Below are 16,055 nucleotides of genomic sequence, written 5' to 3' on the forward strand. Positions count from 1 at the left end.
AGCCCATGACGCGAGCGGCCAAACCGGCGGCGCGCAAGACGCGCGCCGGGTCGGCGAAATCCAAATCCGCATCCGCCAGGGCGAAGCCGCGCCCCTCGCCGCGCCCGACGGCCGCGCGGATCGCGATCGAGACACTGGATCCAGCCTGGCGGAAAGTGGCGCCCGCTGTCGATGCGCTCGCCCGCCGGGCCGCTCTTGCCGCCCTGGCGGCGGCCCTGCCGCCAGGCCCGCGCGCCGAACTGGCCCTGGCGCTGGGCGACGACGCCCTGCTGCAGCGTCTCAACCGGGATTACCGGGGGCGCGACAAGCCCACGAATGTGCTATCTTTTCCCTATGTTGCGTCGCCCGGGACGCCCGCACAGGGCGGACGCTTTCTCGGTGACGTGGCGGTCGCGCGCGAAACGCTGCTCGCGGAAGCGGTCGCCGAAGGCAAACCGGCAGCGCATCACCTGAGTCATTTGATCGTGCATGGGGTCCTCCATCTCTTGGGCTACGACCACGAACATGCCGCCGAGGCGCGGCGGATGGAGGCGCTCGAACGCAGGGTGCTCGCCGGCCTCGGCATCCCCGATCCCTATCGGGTGCGGCCGGCCGCGGCCCGGCGCCGCTGAGACGGTGGTGCCCGCATGAGCGATCCCGCCACCAGCGCCTCCGGCCGCGACGCGACCGAGACCGACGAATCCTCGGGGTTCCGCGTCATCCGCAATTGGCTGCGCTGGCGCCGCCGCCACCGCAAGACCGAGACCGACCTGCGCGACGCGATCGAGGAGCTGATCGAGGAGAGCGAGGGCGACACCGAGGCCGAGCCCGCGCATGGCGACGAGAGCAGCCTGCTGCTCAACATCCTCAAGCTGCGCGATCTCACCTGCGTCGACATCATGGTGCCGCGCGCCGACGTGATCGCGGCGCCGGCCGATATCAGTCTCGAGGATCTGGTCAAGGTGATGGTGCGCGAGGGCCATTCGCGCCTGCCGATCTTCCGCGAGACGCTCGACGATGCGGTCGGCATGGTGCATATCCGCGACGTGCTGGCCTGCATCGCCGGCGAGCGCAAATACGACCTGATGCAGATCAAGCGCGAGGTTCTCTTCACCGCGCCCTCGATGCGGGCGCTCGATCTGCTCCTGGAGATGCGCCTCAAGCGCATCCATATGGCGCTGGTGGTCGACGAGTTCGGCGGCATCGACGGGCTGGTGACGATCGAAGACGTCGTGGAGGAGATCGTCGGCGAGATCGAGGACGAGCACGATGTCGCCGAAGGGCCGAAGCTGATCCAGCGGCCCGACGGGACCCTGATCGCCGACGCCCGCGCCACCATCGAGGAATTCGAGGCCATGGTCGGGCCCGTGCTCTCGGCGGAAGAACGCGAGGAGGATGTGGACACGCTGGCGGGGCTCGTCTTCGCGCTCGCGGGCCGCGTGCCCAGCCGTGGCGAGCTCATCACCCATCCGGCCAGCGGAATCGCCTTCGAAGTGCTGGATGCCGATCCGCGCCGCATCAAGCGGCTCAAGATCCACAATCTGCCCAAGCCCTCCACGGATGGCAAAGAATAAGGCGGCCGCTCGGGCGGTCGGACGAATCCCCTCCATGACCGACGACAAGGACGCGCCGCCCTGGCCGATGCTGGGCCGTCTCGACGCGCGACTGGCGGCCCTGACGGGGTGGCGCCGTTATCTGCTCCTGACCGTCCTGGGCGCCCTGGGGGCGCTTGCCCTGCCGCCGGTGCATATCGTGCCCGCCTTCTGTCTCGGGCTCTGGGCCATCGTCTGGGGAATCGAGCGCGCGCCGTCGAGCCGTGCGGCCTTCGCAACCGGATGGTGGGTCGCGTTCGGCTATTTCCTCGCCGGCCTCTATTGGGTCGCGAGCGCGTTTCTGGTCGATCCGGTGAAGTTCGGCTGGATGATTCCCTTCATCCTCGGCGGCCTGTCCGCCCTGATGGCGTTCTTCGTCGGCGCCTCGGCCGCCGCGGTGCGCTGGCTGAAGCTGAAGGGCGTGGCCGGCGTCCTGGCGCTGGCCGTCGCCTGGCTCTTCTTCGAATGGGTGCGGAGCTGGCTGTTCTCAGGGTTTCCATGGAACCTCGCCGGCTATGTCTGGGCCTTCTCCGACGGCATGAACCAGTTCGCCGCGCTGGCCGGAATCTGGGGCCTCTCCCTTGTGACAATTGTTGGGCTGGGCCTGCCGGCGCTACTCGCGCGTCCCGCGAAAAACCCCCGGACTGTGGTCCTAGCCGTGGCATCGGGACTTACCTTGTTGGCGGCGATCTGGATCGGCGGCGCGATCCGGCTGTCGCTGGCGCCGCCGCCGGCGAGCGATGGGCTGCATCTGCGAATCGTCCAGGCGGACATCCCGCAGACGCTAAAAAACGACAGCGATGCTGCCTACCGGAATGTACTACGACAAGTTGAGATGACGCGGGGGACACCCGGCGGCGAGGCGGCGCGCCTCGTGCTGTGGCCCGAAGCGGCGGTGCCGTTCCTGATCGATCGGGAGCCCGAGTTACGCACAGCATTAGCTGGCGTCGTACCACCCGGGGGTTATCTCTTCACCGGCTCGCCGCGCGGCGAACCTCAAACTGGTCCGCTCGATCAAGTCTGGAACAGCCTCGTGGTGCTCGACGAGCACGCCACGATTCGCGCGACATTCGACAAGTTCCATCTCGTACCGCTCGGCGAGTATGTGCCGCTGCGCCGGTTGTTTCCCTTTATTTCCAAGGTGACGCCCGGTGGCATGGACTTCACGGCCGGTGCCGGTCCCACAACGATTCATTTGCCTGGGATCCCGGCCGTCGGGCCGGTGATCTGCTATGAGGTGATTTTCCCCCACGCCATTGTGAATGAGGCCGACAGACCTGATTGGATCGTCAACCTCACCAATGACGGCTGGTTCGGAATCACCAGCGGGCCCTACCAGCATTTCGCGAGCGCGCGCCTGCGCGCCGTCGAGGAAGGACTGCCGCTGGTGCGCGCGGCCAATACCGGCATCTCCGGCATTGTCGATTCTTACGGCCGCGTCATCAAGGAACTGGGCCTCGGCGAAGCCGGAGTCCTCGACGGCATCCTGCCACAGCCATTAACTCCTACAGCTTATGCGCGCGGGGGCGACTGGAATGTCCTCGCTTTGGGGTTGATCGCCGCTCTCCTCGCACTAGTTTGTCATAAGCGTAAAACCTGACCGCTCCGTCATTGTGGCAGGTCTTACCTTTATGCGGTTGCCGCTCCCGATCGCAGCGGGGCATTGAGCGCTTCGCGTGTTGACTGCATAAGGGCGTATGACCTACTAGAGAGTGTGGACCGAGGTCCTAGGTGACGGACGGTCGAACCTTGAAAGGATGAACTCGTATGCCCCGCGGCCGGAAATCCTCCGGAAGGATGGCTAGTCAAGGCTTCCCCAATCCCATCGACGTTCATGTCGGCGCGCGTATTCGGCAACGCCGTACGCTGCTCGGCATGAGTCAGGAAAAGCTCGGTGAAGCGATCGGTCTGACCTTCCAGCAGGTCCAGAAATACGAACGCGGCGCGAACCGCGTCGGCTCGAGCCGGTTGTTCGATCTGGCCCGCGTACTCGACGTGCCGGTCAGCTATTTCTTCGAGGACATGTCGGCCGGCACGGCGTCGAAATCGCCGTCGCGTCTGCGTGGCCTGGCGGAGCCGAAGCCCGAGCCCTTCGAGCCCGATCCGCTGGCGAAACGCGAAACCCTGGAGCTGGTCCGCGCTTACTACCGCATTGCCGATCCGGCGGTGCGCAAGCGCGTGTTCGAGCTGACCAAGGCCCTGGGCCGAACGGTCCGCAAGCGCCGGGCTTCCTGATCCGCTCTCCCGCCTGACCGCTTCAGTCCGCGACCTCGCCTCGCCCCATGCCGGGGGCGGGGACAAATGGTCGCGGCTGACTTTCGTGGGCGCGATGGGGTCGCCGCGGCTGGCGGTCGCGCCGAGGCTTCGGCATCCGGGGGCCGTTTTGCGCGGATTCGGATGCGCCCGGCGCCTGCCGGGCCGCGTCGCTTCGCGCTGTCGGCCGGCCACCGGGCTTAAGCTCCTCTTATGACGATCGCCGGTCAATTTGGCTTGACCGGTCCGCGGCGCTTGAAACATCATCCGGCGCCCGAATCCGGGGGTCTGTCCAGAGTCGGCGGCTGGCAGCGACGCGGACCCGACGTCCGCGCCTTATCGATCATTCATGCGCCACTGTCCTTATGAGGAGCGCCCGTGTCCAAGGGGTCCTATCTCTTTACCAGCGAATCCGTGGCCGAAGGCCATCCGGACAAGGTCTGCGACCGCATCTCCGATGCGATCGTCGATACCTTCCTGACGGCGGAGCCCCAGGCGCGCGTCGCGGTCGAGACGCTGTGCACCACCAATCGCGTGGTGCTCGCGGGCGAAACCCGCGGTCCCGCCTCGATCACGCCGAAGCTGATGGAAGACGTGGCGCGTCAGGCCATTCGCGATATCGGCTATGAGCAGGAGGGCTTCCACTGGAAGCATGCGAAGGTCGAGGTGCTGGTTCACGGCCAGTCCGCCGACATCGCCCAGGGCGTCGACGCGCTCGGCAACAAGGACGAGGGGGCCGGCGACCAGGGCATCATGTTCGGCTTCGCCTGCAACGAGACCGAGCATCTGATGCCGGCGCCGATCTTCTACGCGCACAATATCCTTCGCTCGCTGGCCGAGGCGCGCCATTCCGGCGCCGAGCCCGGCCTCGGTCCCGATGCCAAGAGCCAGGTCACGCTGCTCTATGAGAACGGCAAGCCGGTGCGCGCCACGTCGGTGGTGGTGTCGACGCAGCATTCCGAGCGGCTGTCCCAGGACCATGTGCGCGAGATCGTGCGCCCGCATGTCCTCAACGTCCTGCCCAAGGGCTGGATGTGTCCTGAGGCCGAATTCTATGTGAACCCCACCGGCCGTTTCGTCATCGGCGGCCCGGACGGCGATGCCGGCCTCACCGGCCGCAAGATCATCGTCGACACATACGGCGGGGCGGCCCCGCATGGCGGCGGCGCCTTCTCCGGCAAGGACCCGACCAAGGTCGACCGGTCGGCGGCCTATGCCGCGCGCTACCTGGCGAAGAATGTCGTGGCGGCGGGCCTCGCCGAGCGCTGCACCATCCAGATCTCCTACGCGATCGGCGTCTCCAAGCCGCTCTCCTTCTATGTGAATACGCACGGCACCGGCCGGGTGGAAGAGGACAAGCTGGCGAGGCTGCTGCCGGAGCTGGTGGATCTGCGTCCGCGAGCGATCCGCGAGCATCTGGGGCTCAACCGTCCGATCTATGCGCGCACCGCGGCCTATGGCCATTTCGGCCGCGCACCCGATCCCGATGGCGGCTTCTCCTGGGAACGCCTCGATCTGGTGCCGGCCCTCAAGCGCGAGCTGCACTAGGCGCCATGCCGAGACGCCCGGCCGCAAAGGCCGGCGACGGCCGCGAGGATCGGACTGCCGGACAGGACGGGACCGGCGAGCGGCTCCATTTCCATGGCCGCCGCAGGGGCCGCAAGCTGCGGCTGGGTCAGCAGCGGCTCATGCAGGAAACCCTGCCGGGCCTGAGGATCGAGCTGCCGCCGGCCGGCGCCCGTCTCGATCCCGAGGCGTTGTTCGGACCGGGCCGCGAACTCTGGCTCGAGGTCGGCTTCGGCTCCGGCGAGCATCTCGCCTGGCAGGCCGAGAACAACCCGGATGTCTCGATCATCGGCTGCGAGGTCTTCGAGAACGGCATCGCCCGGGCGGTGGGTCATGCGGTCGAGCGCGGCCTTCGCAATCTGCGTTTCTTTCCCGACGATGCCCGGATGCTGATGGACTGCCTGCCCGACGCCTCGCTGAGCCGGGTGTTCATCCTGTTTCCGGATCCCTGGCCCAAGACGCGCCATGCCGAGCGCCGCTTCGTCGGCCGGCCCAATCTCGACCGGCTGGCGCGGCTGATGCGGCCCGGCGGGGAATTGCGGATGGCCAGCGACGATCCCAGCCAGATCCGCTGGATGCTGGCAGAGACCATCGATCATCCGGCCTTCCTCTGGCTCGCGGCCGGTCCGGAGGATTGGCGCCGGCGTCCGGCCGACTGGCCGGGCACGCGCTACGAGGCCAAGGCCTTGTGCGAAGGACGTAAACCCGCCTATTTCCGCTTCCGGCGGCGCTGAACCGGGGAATCCGGAAGAAATATTTTTTTGCGCTCGGGCGTTATGCCGCGTGCCCCCGAGGGCGCTGCGGAAACTCGCCAAACCCGCGAAAAACCGGCAAAAAGTCTCTTGCGCGGGGAAAGAAAGCCACTATATTCCCGGCCATCATTGTTCCGAACATACGGGACCAAGAAAAAAGGTGGGCCGAATGCCCGCCTTTTTTGTTACCCGCGGTTTGGGCGCGTTTTGACGTGACCCAAACCCTTTGACAATTGAGCCCTGAATGGTCGAGACGCGCCAGATCGAGCAGATGATCGAGCCTTCGCTTGCCGCGATGGGCTATGAGATCGTCCGCGTCCATATCTCGGGCGGGCATCGGCCGATCCTGCAGATCATGATCGAGCGGATCGATGGCCGCGAGATCACGGTCGATGACTGCGCCGACTCCAGCCGCGCCATCTCGGCCTTGCTGGATGTCGAAGATCCGCTGCCCTCGGCCTACGAACTCGAGGTCAGCTCGCCCGGAATCGACCGGCCGCTGACCCGGCCCAAGGATTTCGAACGGTTCGCCGGCCATCTGGCGAAGATCGAAACGCGCCGGCCGATCGAAGGGCGCAAGCGCTTCCAGGGACGCCTCGTCGGCCGCGCCGGCGAGGAGGTCGTGGTGGCGCTGGAAGAAGGCGGGGAGGCCCACCTGCCGATGACTGAGATAGCCAAAGCCAAACTGGTGCTGACCGACGAACTGATCGCGGCAGCCGCAAACAACGCGAATCGTTAGATCCCGAGGTCGACATGGAACCCACAATTGCCATTCCCAGGCTCGAGCTTCTGCAGGTGGCGGAAGCCGTCGCGCGCGAAAAGGGCATCGAGCGCGATGAAGTGCTGGAAGCGATGGAGCAGGCGATTCAGAAGGCCGGCCGCTCCAAATACGGGCATGAGCACGACATCCGCGCTCTGATCGACCGCAAGAGCGGCGAGATCCGCCTGATGCGCTTCCGCGAGATCGCCGATCCGGTGGTCAATGAGGCGACGCAGATCCCGCTCGCCGACGCGCTGCGCTCCCATCCCGACAAGAAGCTCGGCGATTTCCTGATCGAGGAACTGCCGCCGATCGATTTCGGCCGCATCGCCGCCCAGACCGCGAAGCAGGTGATCGTGCAGAAGGTGCGCGAAGCCGAGCGCAAGCGCCAGTTCGAGGAGTTCAAGAACCGCAAGGGCGAGATCGTCAACGGTCTGGTCAAGCGCGTCGAGTTCGGCAACGTGACGGTCGATCTGTCCCGGGCCGAGGCGCTGCTGCGCCGCGACGAGCTGTTGCCGCGCGAGGCCTTCCGCGTCGGCGATCGCGTCCGCGCGCTGGTGCTGGATGTGCGCGAGGAGCCGCGCGGGCCCCAGATCTTCCTGTCGCGCACCCATCCGACCTTCATGGCCAAGCTGTTCGCCCAGGAAGTGCCGGAAATCTACGACAACATCATCGAGATCAAGGCCGTGGCCCGCGATCCCGGAAGCCGCGCCAAGATCGCCGTCATCTCGAACGACAGCTCGATCGATCCGGTCGGTGCCTGCGTCGGTATGCGCGGCAGCCGCGTCCAGGCGGTGGTCGGCGAGCTCCAGGGCGAGAAGATCGACATCATTCCCTGGTCGCAGGATCCGGCGACCTTCGTGGTGAACGCGCTGGCCCCGGCCGAGGTCGCGAAGGTGGTGCTGGACGAGGAGACCCATCGCATCGAGGTGGTGGTTCCCGACGACCAGCTGTCGCTCGCGATCGGCCGTCGCGGCCAGAACGTGCGTCTCGCCTCGCAGCTCACCGGCTGGGATATCGACATCCTGACCGAGGCCGAGGAATCCGAGCGCCGCAGCGAAGAGTTCCGCTCGCGCTCGCAGATGTTCATCGATTCGCTCGATGTCGACGACGTGATCGCGCATCTGCTGGTGACCGAAGGCTTCACCACGGTCGAGGACGTCGCTTTCATCCCGGTCGAGGATCTGGCCGCGATCGAGGGTTTCGACGAGGAAGTGGCCGAGGAGCTGCGCCAGCGGGCGCAGGCCTGGCTCGAGCAGCAGAACGAGAAGCTCAGCCTGCGCCGGCGCGAGCTCGGCGTCGCCGAGGATCTGGCCGCGGTCGAGGGCCTGACCCCCGGCATGCTGGTCACGCTCGGCGAGGCCGGCGTCAAGACGCTCGACGATCTGGCCGATCTCGCGACCGACGAGCTGGTCGACAAGAAGGACGGCATTCTGCGCGGCCATGATCTGAGCCGGGCCGATGCCGAGGCCATGATCATGGCGGCGCGCGCCCATTGGTTCGAAGGCGACCAGGCCAAGGCCTGAGCCGAGAGCGGAACGCAAGGAACGGCGACGAGAACGAGGACGGCGGAATCGAACGAATGCAGGGTAGGATGGGTATGACGGCCAAGGTTGCAGCCGATGATCCGAACCGGGGGGCGATGAGCCCGACCGGCGAGGGCGCGGCCGTGGACGAGGCCGATCTGGTGGCGGCGGACGAGCCGGCCGCCGATGGCCCGCTGCGCCGCTGCATCGCCACGCGCGAGATCAGGCCCAAGGAAGAGCTGCTGCGTTTCGTGGCCGGTCCCGACAAGGATGTGGTGCCCGACCTCGCCGGCAAGTTGCCGGGCCGGGGACTTTGGGTTTCGGCCGATCGGGCCGCCATCGAGCTGGCGGTGCAGAAGAATCTGTTCGCCAAGGCCGCCAAGGCGCCGTTGCGCCCCGCGGCGGGGCTGGCCGACGAAGTCGTCCGCCTGCTGAAGCGTCGCTGCCTGGAACTGATCGGCCTCGCCCGCGGTGCGGGGCAGGCCGTGGCCGGTTACGAGAAGGTCGATGCCTGGCTCGAGCGGGGCCAGGTGGCGGTGCTGCTCGAAGCCTGCGACGGGGCTGCCGATGGCAAGCGCCGCCTCGCGGCGAAGGCCGGGGCACCCCATATAAGCAAGGCACCGGCAGCAGCGACGGCCGAAAAGCCGCGCATTGCCGTGATCGACCTCTTTACCGCCTCTGAACTCGCCTCGGCCCTCGGCCGCGAGCATGTGGTTCATGCCGCTCTGAGCGAGGGCGGCCTCGCCCGTGCGCTCGTGACGGATGCCTCAAGACTCAAAGCCTTGATTGCCGGACACAACAACTGAAGACCGATCGGATTATCGCGATGACCAGTAGCAACGACACCGATGCCAGCAAAAAGCCGCTGAAGCTGAGCCGTCCCAAGCTCGAGCTGAAGAAGACGGTCGATGCCGGTCAGGTTCGACAGAGCTTCCCCCATGGCCGGACCAAGACCGTCGCGGTCGAGGTGAAGCGCAAGCGCACCTATGCGCGCGGCAATGGCGACAAGGTCACCGAGGTCACGACCGAGCCCGAGGTGGTGGTGCCCGCCGAGGCGCCTGTGCATGGTCATGCCCCCGCTCCCGTCGAGGTGGCTCCGCCCGCGGTCGCGCGCCATCTCACGGAGAGCGAGCGCGCCGTCCGCCTGAAGGTCCTGGGCGAAGCCAAGCGCGACGACGAGTTGCGCCGCCAGATCGAGATGGAAGCCGCCCGTCAGCGCGCCGAGGAAGAGGCGCGGGCGGCGGCCGAGGAAGCGGCCCGGCCCAAGCCGGTCAAGACCGAGGCGGAACCGGCCCCGGCCGTCGTGGCGGAAGTCACGCCAGCGCCGGTCAAGGCCAAGCCCGCGCCCGAGCCGGTGCCCGCGCGTGACGGCGAGGCCAAGCCGCATCGCCTGACCGCGAAGCCCGCGGCGGCGGCCGTGCCCGCCACCGAGGACGATGAAACCGACCGCGCCCGGCGTCCGGGCGGGCCCGTGCGTCATGCGGTGCCGAAGCCGGCCCCCGTGGCGCGCCGCGACGAGCCGCGCCGGCGCACCGGCAAGATCACGATCTCGCAGGCGTTGGACGAGGATGCAGGCGAGCGCGTGCGCAGCCTGGCCGCCGTCCGCCGTGCCCGCGAGAAGGAACGCCGCCTCGCCATGGCGGCAGGCGATTCAACAAAGGTAATTCGCGACGTGGTCATTCCCGAGACGATCACCGTGCAGGAGTTGGCCAACCGTATGGCCGAGCGCGGTGCGGACGTCATCAAGTCCCTGATGAAGATGGGCATCATGGCGACCATCAACCAGACGCTCGATGCCGATACGGCCGAGCTGGTCGCCGCTGAATTCGGCCACCGGGTCCGCCGCGTATCGGCGGCCGACGTCGAGATCGGCGTCGAGGGCTTGACCGACGAGGCCGAGCATATGGTCTCGCGCTGGCCGGTCGTGACCGTGATGGGCCATGTCGATCACGGCAAGACCTCGCTGCTGGACGCCTTGCGCCAGACCGATGTCGCGGCCCATGAGGCCGGCGGCATCACGCAGCATATCGGCGCCTATCAGGTGACCCGCAGCAACGGGCAGAAGATCACCTTCATCGACACGCCGGGCCATGCCGCCTTCACCGAGATGCGCGCGCGCGGCGCCAATGTCACCGACATCGTGGTGCTGGTGGTGGCGGCCGATGACGGCATCATGGAGCAGACGGTCGAGGCGATCCATCACGCCAAGGCCGCGAAGGTTCCGATCATCGTCGCCATCAACAAGATCGACAAACCCGATGCCAACCCGACCCGCGTGCGCCAGGAACTGCTGAAGCACGAGCTGGTGGTCGAAGAGCTGGGCGGCGACATCCAGACTGTCGAAGTCTCGGCCAAGACCCGGCAGGGCCTCGACAAGCTCGAAGAGGCGATCCTGCTGCAGGCCGAAATCCTGGAACTCAAGGCCAATCCGGATCGCCCGGCCTCGGGCGCCGTGATCGAAGCCAAGCTCGAGCGCGGCCGCGGCGTCGTGGCGACCCTGCTGGTACAGCGCGGCACGCTTCGCGTCGGCGACATCCTGGTCGCGGGCGGCGAATGGGGCCGCGTGCGCGCCCTTCTCAACGACCGCGGCGACGTGATGAACGAAGGCGGTCCTTCGACGCCGGCCGAGATCCTGGGCCTGCAGGGCGCGCCGCTCGCCGGCGACACCTTCGCGGTGGTCGAGAACGAGACCAAGGCGCGTCAGGTCAGCGAATATCGCCAGCGCGTCCAGCGCGACAAGGAAGCGGCCACCCGCGTGCGCGGCTCGGCCCAGGACATCTTCACCAAGATCGCCGAGGGCGAGGCCCGCGAGCTGCCGATCATCGTCAAGGGCGACGTGCAAGGCTCGATCGAGGCGATCAACGCGTCGCTGCAGGGCCTGAACACCAAGGAAGTCGCGGTGCGCGTGCTGCATACCGCGGTCGGCGGCATCAACGAGTCCGACGTGACGCTGGCGCGGGCCTCGAACGCGATGATCATCGGCTTCAACGTGCGCGCCAATCCGCAGGCGCGCGAGATGGCCAAGCGCGACAAGATCGAGATCCGCTACTACTCGATCATCTACAACGTGGTGGACGACGTGAAGGCGGCCCTCTCGGGCCTGCTCTCGCCGACGATGCGCGAGAACTTCCTGGGCTACGCCACGATCCGCGAGGTCTTCAACATCACCAAGGTCGGCAAGGTCGCCGGCTGCATGGTCACCGAAGGGACGGTCAAGCGCGGCGCCAAGGTGCGCCTGCTGCGCGACAACGTCGTCATTCACGAAGGCAGCCTGAAGACGCTGAAGCGCTTCAAGGACGAAGTGCGCGAGGTCAAGGAAGGCTTCGAGTGCGGCATGGCCTTCGAGAATTACGACAACATCCAGGTCGGCGATCAGATCGAGTGCTTCGAGATCGAGTCGGTGACGCGCACGCTGGCCTAGAGCCTGATCGTCTCAAGTCGAATCGACTTGAGACGTGAATCAGCCTCTAGTGATTTGAATGAGAGCAAGATTCACGGATCGGCTTGATTCAAGCCGATCCGATCTTGCTCTGGGGGCCGGCGCGGGCGTCACCCGCTCTGCTTCGAACGAACGGAACGATCCGAGGGCTTTCCAGGTGAAGGCACGTCGAAAATCACGCGCTGGCTCGGGCCCGAGCCAGCGCCAGTTGCGCGTTGGCGAAGAGATCCGGCATGTGCTGGCGGAGCTCTTCGTCGAAGGCCGGCTGCATGATCCGGAGCTGGCCGATCTGCGGATCACCGTGACCGAGGTCAAGGTCAGCCCCGATCTGAAGAACGCGAGCGCCTTCGTGGTGCCTTTCGGCGGCGGCGATCCCGAAGCCCTGGCCCAGTCGCTCAATCATGCGGCGCCCTTCCTGCGCGGCGAGATCGCTCACGCGCTCAAGCTGCGCTTCGCACCGCAGATACGCTTCCACCCGGACAAATCCTTCGACCGCGCGCAGCGCCTCGACCAGCTCTTCCACAGCCCCGAGATCGCGCGCGACCTGGGCGAGACGAAGGACGACGGTCGGGGACCAAACGACCAGGATGGGGACGACGAAGGCGGGGAGCGCTAGGGGATGGCGCGCCGGCGCAAGGGTCAGCCGATCAATGGCTGGGTCATCCTGGACAAGCCCTTGGGCATGACCTCGACGCAAGCCGTCGGTGCGGTCCGCCGTCTCTTCGACGCCAACAAGGCCGGCCATGGCGGGACGCTCGATCCGCTGGCGACCGGGCTGCTGCCGATCGCGCTCGGCGAGGCGACCAAGACCGTCTCCTATGTGATGGACGGGCGGAAGGTCTATCGCTTCACCGCCCGCTGGGGCGAGGCGCGGTCGACCGACGATGCCGAAGGTCCGGTTACGGCCCGGAGCGACCGGCGCCCCACGACCGCCGAAATCGAGGCCGTCCTGCCCCGCTTCCAGGGCGAGATCAGCCAGGTTCCCCCGGCATTTTCCGCGATCAAGGTCGAAGGCGAGCGGGCCTACGACCTGGCGCGGGCCGGGGAAACGGTCGATCTGGCGGCGCGCCCCATCTGGATCGAGCGCCTGAGCCTGGTCTCGCAACCCGACGAAGACCATGCCGAATTCGAGGTCGTGAGCGGCAAGGGCGCCTACATGCGTAGTCTTGCCAGGGACTTAGGCCTTGCCCTGGGGACCTTTGCCTATGTCTCGGCCCTGCGGCGAATCGCGGTCGGACCCTTCACGGAATCCCAGGCGATTTCTCTGGAATCGCTGAAAGCCCTGGGGCATATTCCGCCCGCCTCAGGGCACCTGTTACCGGTCGAGACGGCGCTGGACGACATCCCGGCCCTTCCCTTGACCGACGCCGAGGCGCTTCGCCTGCGTTCTGGCCAGTCCATCGGTTTGCTCCGCGCGAGCGACCGCGAACGGTTGGGCGCGATCCGTAGCGGCGATTTGGTCTGCGCCATGGCCGGCGGAAAGCCGGTGGCGTTGGCCCGCTTGGAAGCCGGCGATCTGCGCCCCGTGCGCGTGTTGCATCTCTAGACGAAAGGAACAGCCACGATGTCGATTACGGCCGAGCGCAAACAGTCGCTCATGAAGGAATACGCCCGCAAAGAGGGCGATACCGGTTCGCCGGAAGTTCAGGTTGCGGTCTTGAGCGAGCGAATCAAGAACCTGACCGATCACCTGCAGTCCCATGAAAAGGACTTCCACTCCCGCCGCGGTCTGCTGGTCATGGTCGGCCAGCGCCGGCGTCTGCTCGACTATCTGAAGCGCACCGACGATCCGCGTTATCAGGAGCTGGTGCAGCGCCTTGGGCTGCGCCGTTAATTTTACCAAGCGCTGTTCCGTCCCGCGGAACGACGCGATCCGATCAATGGGAGAGCGCGCGTGGCTGCGGTCGGCGCCGCGCGCGCCAGTTGCCGGGCCGACGCAAGAGGCGGGTGCTCCCGCTTCTTGCGCGGGTCCGGCGCATCCGTAAACCGGCCGTCAGTAAGGACCTTTATCCATGTTCAAAATCTATCGAAAAGAGATCGAGTGGGGCGGCCGTAAGCTCAAGCTCGAGACCGGTCATATCGCACGTCAGGCCGATGGCGCCGTCATGGCGACCTATGGCGACACCGTCGTGCTCTGCACCGTCGTCGGTCAGCGCCAGCCCAAGGTCGGCGTCGACTTCTTCCCGCTGACCGTCAATTACCAGGAGAAGGCTTTCGCCGCGGGCAAGATCCCGGGCGGCTTCTTCAAGCGCGAAGGCCGGCCGAGCGAGAAGGAGGTGCTGACCTCGCGCCTCATCGACCGCCCGATCCGCCCGCTGTTCGCCGAGGGCTATCGCAACGAGACCCAGGTGGTCTGCACCACGCTCAGCCACGACCTCGAGAACGATCCCGATGTGGTGGCGATGATCGGCGCCTCGGCGGCGCTGACGATCTCCGGCATTCCGTTCCTCGGCCCGATCGCGGCCGCGCGCGTCGGCTATATCGACGGCAAATATGTGCTCAATCCGCGCCTCGAGGAGCTCAAGACCTCGAGCCTCGAGCTGGTTCTCGCCGGCACGACCGAAGGCGTGCTGATGGTCGAGTCCGAAGCCAGCGAGCTGTCGGAAGAGATCATGCTGGGCGCCGTCACCTTCGGCCATGCGGCTTTCCAGCCCGTCATCCAGGCGATCATCGAGCTCGCCGAGCAATGCGCCCATGAGCCCTGGCCGCTGCCGGAGAAGGGCCCCGAATACGAGACCGCCAAGGCCCGCCTCAAGGCGATCTCGGGGGACGCGATGCGCCAGGCCTATGAAGAGACCGGCAAGCAGGCGCGGACGAACAAGGTCGACGAAGTCCGCGCCAAGGCGGTGGAGACCCTGGTGGCCGAAGGCTTCCAGGCCGAGCTGGTGTCCAAGCTCCTGAAGAAGCTCGAGCAGGACATCGTGCGCGGCGCCATCCTCGAGACCGGCAAGCGCATCGACGGCCGCGACACCAAGACTGTCCGTCAGATCGACAGCGAAGTCGGCGTGCTGCCGCGCGCCCACGGCTCCGCGGTCTTCACCCGCGGCGAGACGCAGGCCTTCGTCGTCGCCACGCTCGGCACCGGCGAGGACGAGCAGATCATCGACGCGCTCGAGGGCGAGTTCCGCGAGCATTTCCTGCTGCATTATAACTTCCCGCCCTATTCCACGGGCGAGACCGGCCGCATGGGCTCGCCGGGCCGGCGCGAAGTCGGCCATGGCAAGCTCGCCTGGCGCGCCATCCATCCGATCCTGCCGAAGAAGGAAGACTTCCCCTACACGCTGCGCGTCGTGTCGGAGATCACCGAATCGAACGGTTCCTCCTCGATGGCGACGGTCTGCGGTTCGTCGCTGGCGCTGATGGATGCGGGCGTTCCGCTGCGCCGTCCGGTGGCCGGCATCGCCATGGGCCTGATCAAGGAGAAGAGCGGCTTCGCCGTCCTCTCCGACATCCTCGGCGACGAGGATCATCTGGGCGACATGGACTTCAAGGTGGCGGGCACGACCGAAGGCGTCACCTCGCTGCAGATGGACATCAAGATCACCTCGATCACGCCCGAGATCATGAAGATCGCGCTGGGCCAGGCCCGCGACGGCCGCCTGCATATCCTGGGCGAGATGTCGAAGGCGCTCTCGCGCTCGCGCGAGGCGGTCAGCCAGAACGCGCCGCGCATCACCGTGATCAACATCCCGAAGGACAAGATCCGCGAAGTGATCGGTTCGGGCGGCAAGGTGATCCGCGAGATCTGCGAAGTCACCGGCGCCAAGATCGACATCGAGGACGATGGCACGATCAAGGTGGCGGCGGTCGACGCCACGGCGGCGCAGGCCGCGATCGACTGGATCCGCGGCATCGTCGCGGAGCCCGAGATCGGCACGGTCTACACCGGCAAGGTGGTCAAGATCATGGAATTCGGTGCCTTCGTGAACTTCCTCGGCACCCGCGACGGCCTCGTCCATATCAGCGAGCTGGCGCCTCACCGCGTCAAGCAGGTCTCCGATGTGGTGAAGGTCGGCGACGTCGTGAAGGTGAAGTGCATCGGCATGGACGATCGCGGCAAGGTCAAGCTCAGCATGAAGGCGGTCGATCAGCAGACCGGCGCCGATCTGAGCGAGAAGGCCGACGCCTCGAACTGAGACGCAACGCCCCCTCCCCTCGAGGGAGGGGGCGTTTTTCCTTACGCACCCC

General features: G+C 66.7%; 14 protein-coding genes. All 14 read left to right on the forward strand.

Annotated features, from left to right (window positions below):
* The first annotated feature begins 5 nt into the window (after positions 1-5).
* The 14 genes from ybeY to pnp all read left to right on the forward strand — a co-directional run bounded on the left by ybeY (position 6) and on the right by pnp (position 16,003).
* Complete coding sequence (gene ybeY / locus FRZ44_RS26720) at positions 6-611, forward strand: rRNA maturation RNase YbeY (protein ID WP_151180050.1); 606 nt, start codon at positions 6-8, stop codon at positions 609-611.
* A 15-nt stretch (positions 612-626) separates the two neighbouring features.
* Entirely contained in the window at positions 627-1,553 is a 927-nt protein-coding gene (locus FRZ44_RS26725; protein ID WP_151180051.1) for a hemolysin family protein, read from the forward strand.
* Positions 1,554-1,587: 34 nt separating this feature from the next.
* Entirely contained in the window at positions 1,588-3,171 is a 1,584-nt protein-coding gene (gene lnt / locus FRZ44_RS26730; RefSeq protein WP_225308465.1) for an apolipoprotein N-acyltransferase, read from the forward strand.
* Positions 3,172-3,338: 167 nt separating this feature from the next.
* The gene (locus tag FRZ44_RS26735) at positions 3,339-3,806 is read left to right on the forward strand and encodes a helix-turn-helix domain-containing protein (RefSeq protein WP_151180052.1); all 468 of its coding nucleotides are present in this window, start codon (positions 3,339-3,341) and stop codon (positions 3,804-3,806) included.
* A 396-nt stretch (positions 3,807-4,202) separates the two neighbouring features.
* Positions 4,203-5,372: a methionine adenosyltransferase gene (gene metK / locus FRZ44_RS26740; RefSeq protein ID WP_151180053.1), complete on the forward strand. Its 1,170-nt coding sequence runs from the start codon at positions 4,203-4,205 to the stop codon at positions 5,370-5,372.
* A gap of 5 nt (positions 5,373-5,377) precedes the next feature.
* Positions 5,378-6,124 carry a tRNA (guanosine(46)-N7)-methyltransferase TrmB gene (gene trmB, locus FRZ44_RS26745; RefSeq protein WP_151180054.1) on the forward strand — a complete coding sequence of 249 codons (747 nt, stop codon included), beginning with the start codon at positions 5,378-5,380 and terminating at the stop codon, positions 6,122-6,124.
* A 262-nt stretch (positions 6,125-6,386) separates the two neighbouring features.
* Positions 6,387-6,881, forward strand: a complete 495-nt coding sequence (gene rimP / locus FRZ44_RS26750; RefSeq protein ID WP_151180055.1) for a ribosome maturation factor RimP — start codon at positions 6,387-6,389, stop codon at positions 6,879-6,881.
* A gap of 14 nt (positions 6,882-6,895) precedes the next feature.
* Positions 6,896-8,428, forward strand: a complete 1,533-nt coding sequence (nusA, locus tag FRZ44_RS26755; RefSeq protein ID WP_151180056.1) for a transcription termination factor NusA — start codon at positions 6,896-6,898, stop codon at positions 8,426-8,428.
* Between the two features lie 74 nt (positions 8,429-8,502).
* Positions 8,503-9,234: an RNA-binding protein gene (locus FRZ44_RS26760; RefSeq protein WP_225308466.1), complete on the forward strand. Its 732-nt coding sequence runs from the start codon at positions 8,503-8,505 to the stop codon at positions 9,232-9,234.
* A gap of 20 nt (positions 9,235-9,254) precedes the next feature.
* Positions 9,255-11,849: a translation initiation factor IF-2 gene (gene infB, locus FRZ44_RS26765; protein ID WP_151180057.1), complete on the forward strand. Its 2,595-nt coding sequence runs from the start codon at positions 9,255-9,257 to the stop codon at positions 11,847-11,849.
* 226 nt (positions 11,850-12,075) lie between these two features.
* The gene (rbfA, locus tag FRZ44_RS26770; RefSeq protein ID WP_263641904.1) at positions 12,076-12,483 is read left to right on the forward strand and encodes a 30S ribosome-binding factor RbfA; all 408 of its coding nucleotides are present in this window, start codon (positions 12,076-12,078) and stop codon (positions 12,481-12,483) included.
* Positions 12,484-12,486: 3 nt separating this feature from the next.
* Complete coding sequence (gene truB, locus FRZ44_RS26775) at positions 12,487-13,413, forward strand: tRNA pseudouridine(55) synthase TruB (protein WP_151180059.1); 927 nt, start codon at positions 12,487-12,489, stop codon at positions 13,411-13,413.
* 18 nt (positions 13,414-13,431) lie between these two features.
* Positions 13,432-13,701 (forward strand): 30S ribosomal protein S15, encoded by a 270-nt coding sequence (gene rpsO, locus FRZ44_RS26780; RefSeq protein ID WP_151180060.1) that lies wholly within the window; start codon positions 13,432-13,434, stop codon positions 13,699-13,701.
* Positions 13,702-13,879: 178 nt separating this feature from the next.
* Positions 13,880-16,003, forward strand: a complete 2,124-nt coding sequence (gene pnp / locus FRZ44_RS26785; RefSeq protein WP_151180061.1) for a polyribonucleotide nucleotidyltransferase — start codon at positions 13,880-13,882, stop codon at positions 16,001-16,003.
* The last annotated feature ends 52 nt before the right edge of the window (positions 16,004-16,055 follow it).

Source organism: Hypericibacter terrae, assembly GCF_008728855.1.
Taxonomy (GTDB): Bacteria; Pseudomonadota; Alphaproteobacteria; order Dongiales; family Dongiaceae; genus Hypericibacter; species Hypericibacter terrae.

Coding starts and splice junctions, on each gene's coding strand:
- FRZ44_RS26760 (WP_225308466.1), top strand. CDS start 8,503: ATGACGGCCAAGGTTGCAGCCGATGATCCGAACCGGGGGGCGATGAGC.
- trmB (WP_151180054.1), top strand. CDS start 5,378: ATGCCGAGACGCCCGGCCGCAAAGGCCGGCGACGGCCGCGAGGATCGG.
- lnt (WP_225308465.1), top strand. CDS start 1,588: ATGACCGACGACAAGGACGCGCCGCCCTGGCCGATGCTGGGCCGTCTC.
- truB (WP_151180059.1), top strand. CDS start 12,487: ATGGCGCGCCGGCGCAAGGGTCAGCCGATCAATGGCTGGGTCATCCTG.
- FRZ44_RS26725 (WP_151180051.1), top strand. CDS start 627: ATGAGCGATCCCGCCACCAGCGCCTCCGGCCGCGACGCGACCGAGACC.
- infB (WP_151180057.1), top strand. CDS start 9,255: ATGACCAGTAGCAACGACACCGATGCCAGCAAAAAGCCGCTGAAGCTG.
- ybeY (WP_151180050.1), top strand. CDS start 6: ATGACGCGAGCGGCCAAACCGGCGGCGCGCAAGACGCGCGCCGGGTCG.
- rimP (WP_151180055.1), top strand. CDS start 6,387: ATGGTCGAGACGCGCCAGATCGAGCAGATGATCGAGCCTTCGCTTGCC.
- FRZ44_RS26735 (WP_151180052.1), top strand. CDS start 3,339: ATGCCCCGCGGCCGGAAATCCTCCGGAAGGATGGCTAGTCAAGGCTTC.
- rpsO (WP_151180060.1), top strand. CDS start 13,432: ATGTCGATTACGGCCGAGCGCAAACAGTCGCTCATGAAGGAATACGCC.
- nusA (WP_151180056.1), top strand. CDS start 6,896: ATGGAACCCACAATTGCCATTCCCAGGCTCGAGCTTCTGCAGGTGGCG.
- pnp (WP_151180061.1), top strand. CDS start 13,880: ATGTTCAAAATCTATCGAAAAGAGATCGAGTGGGGCGGCCGTAAGCTC.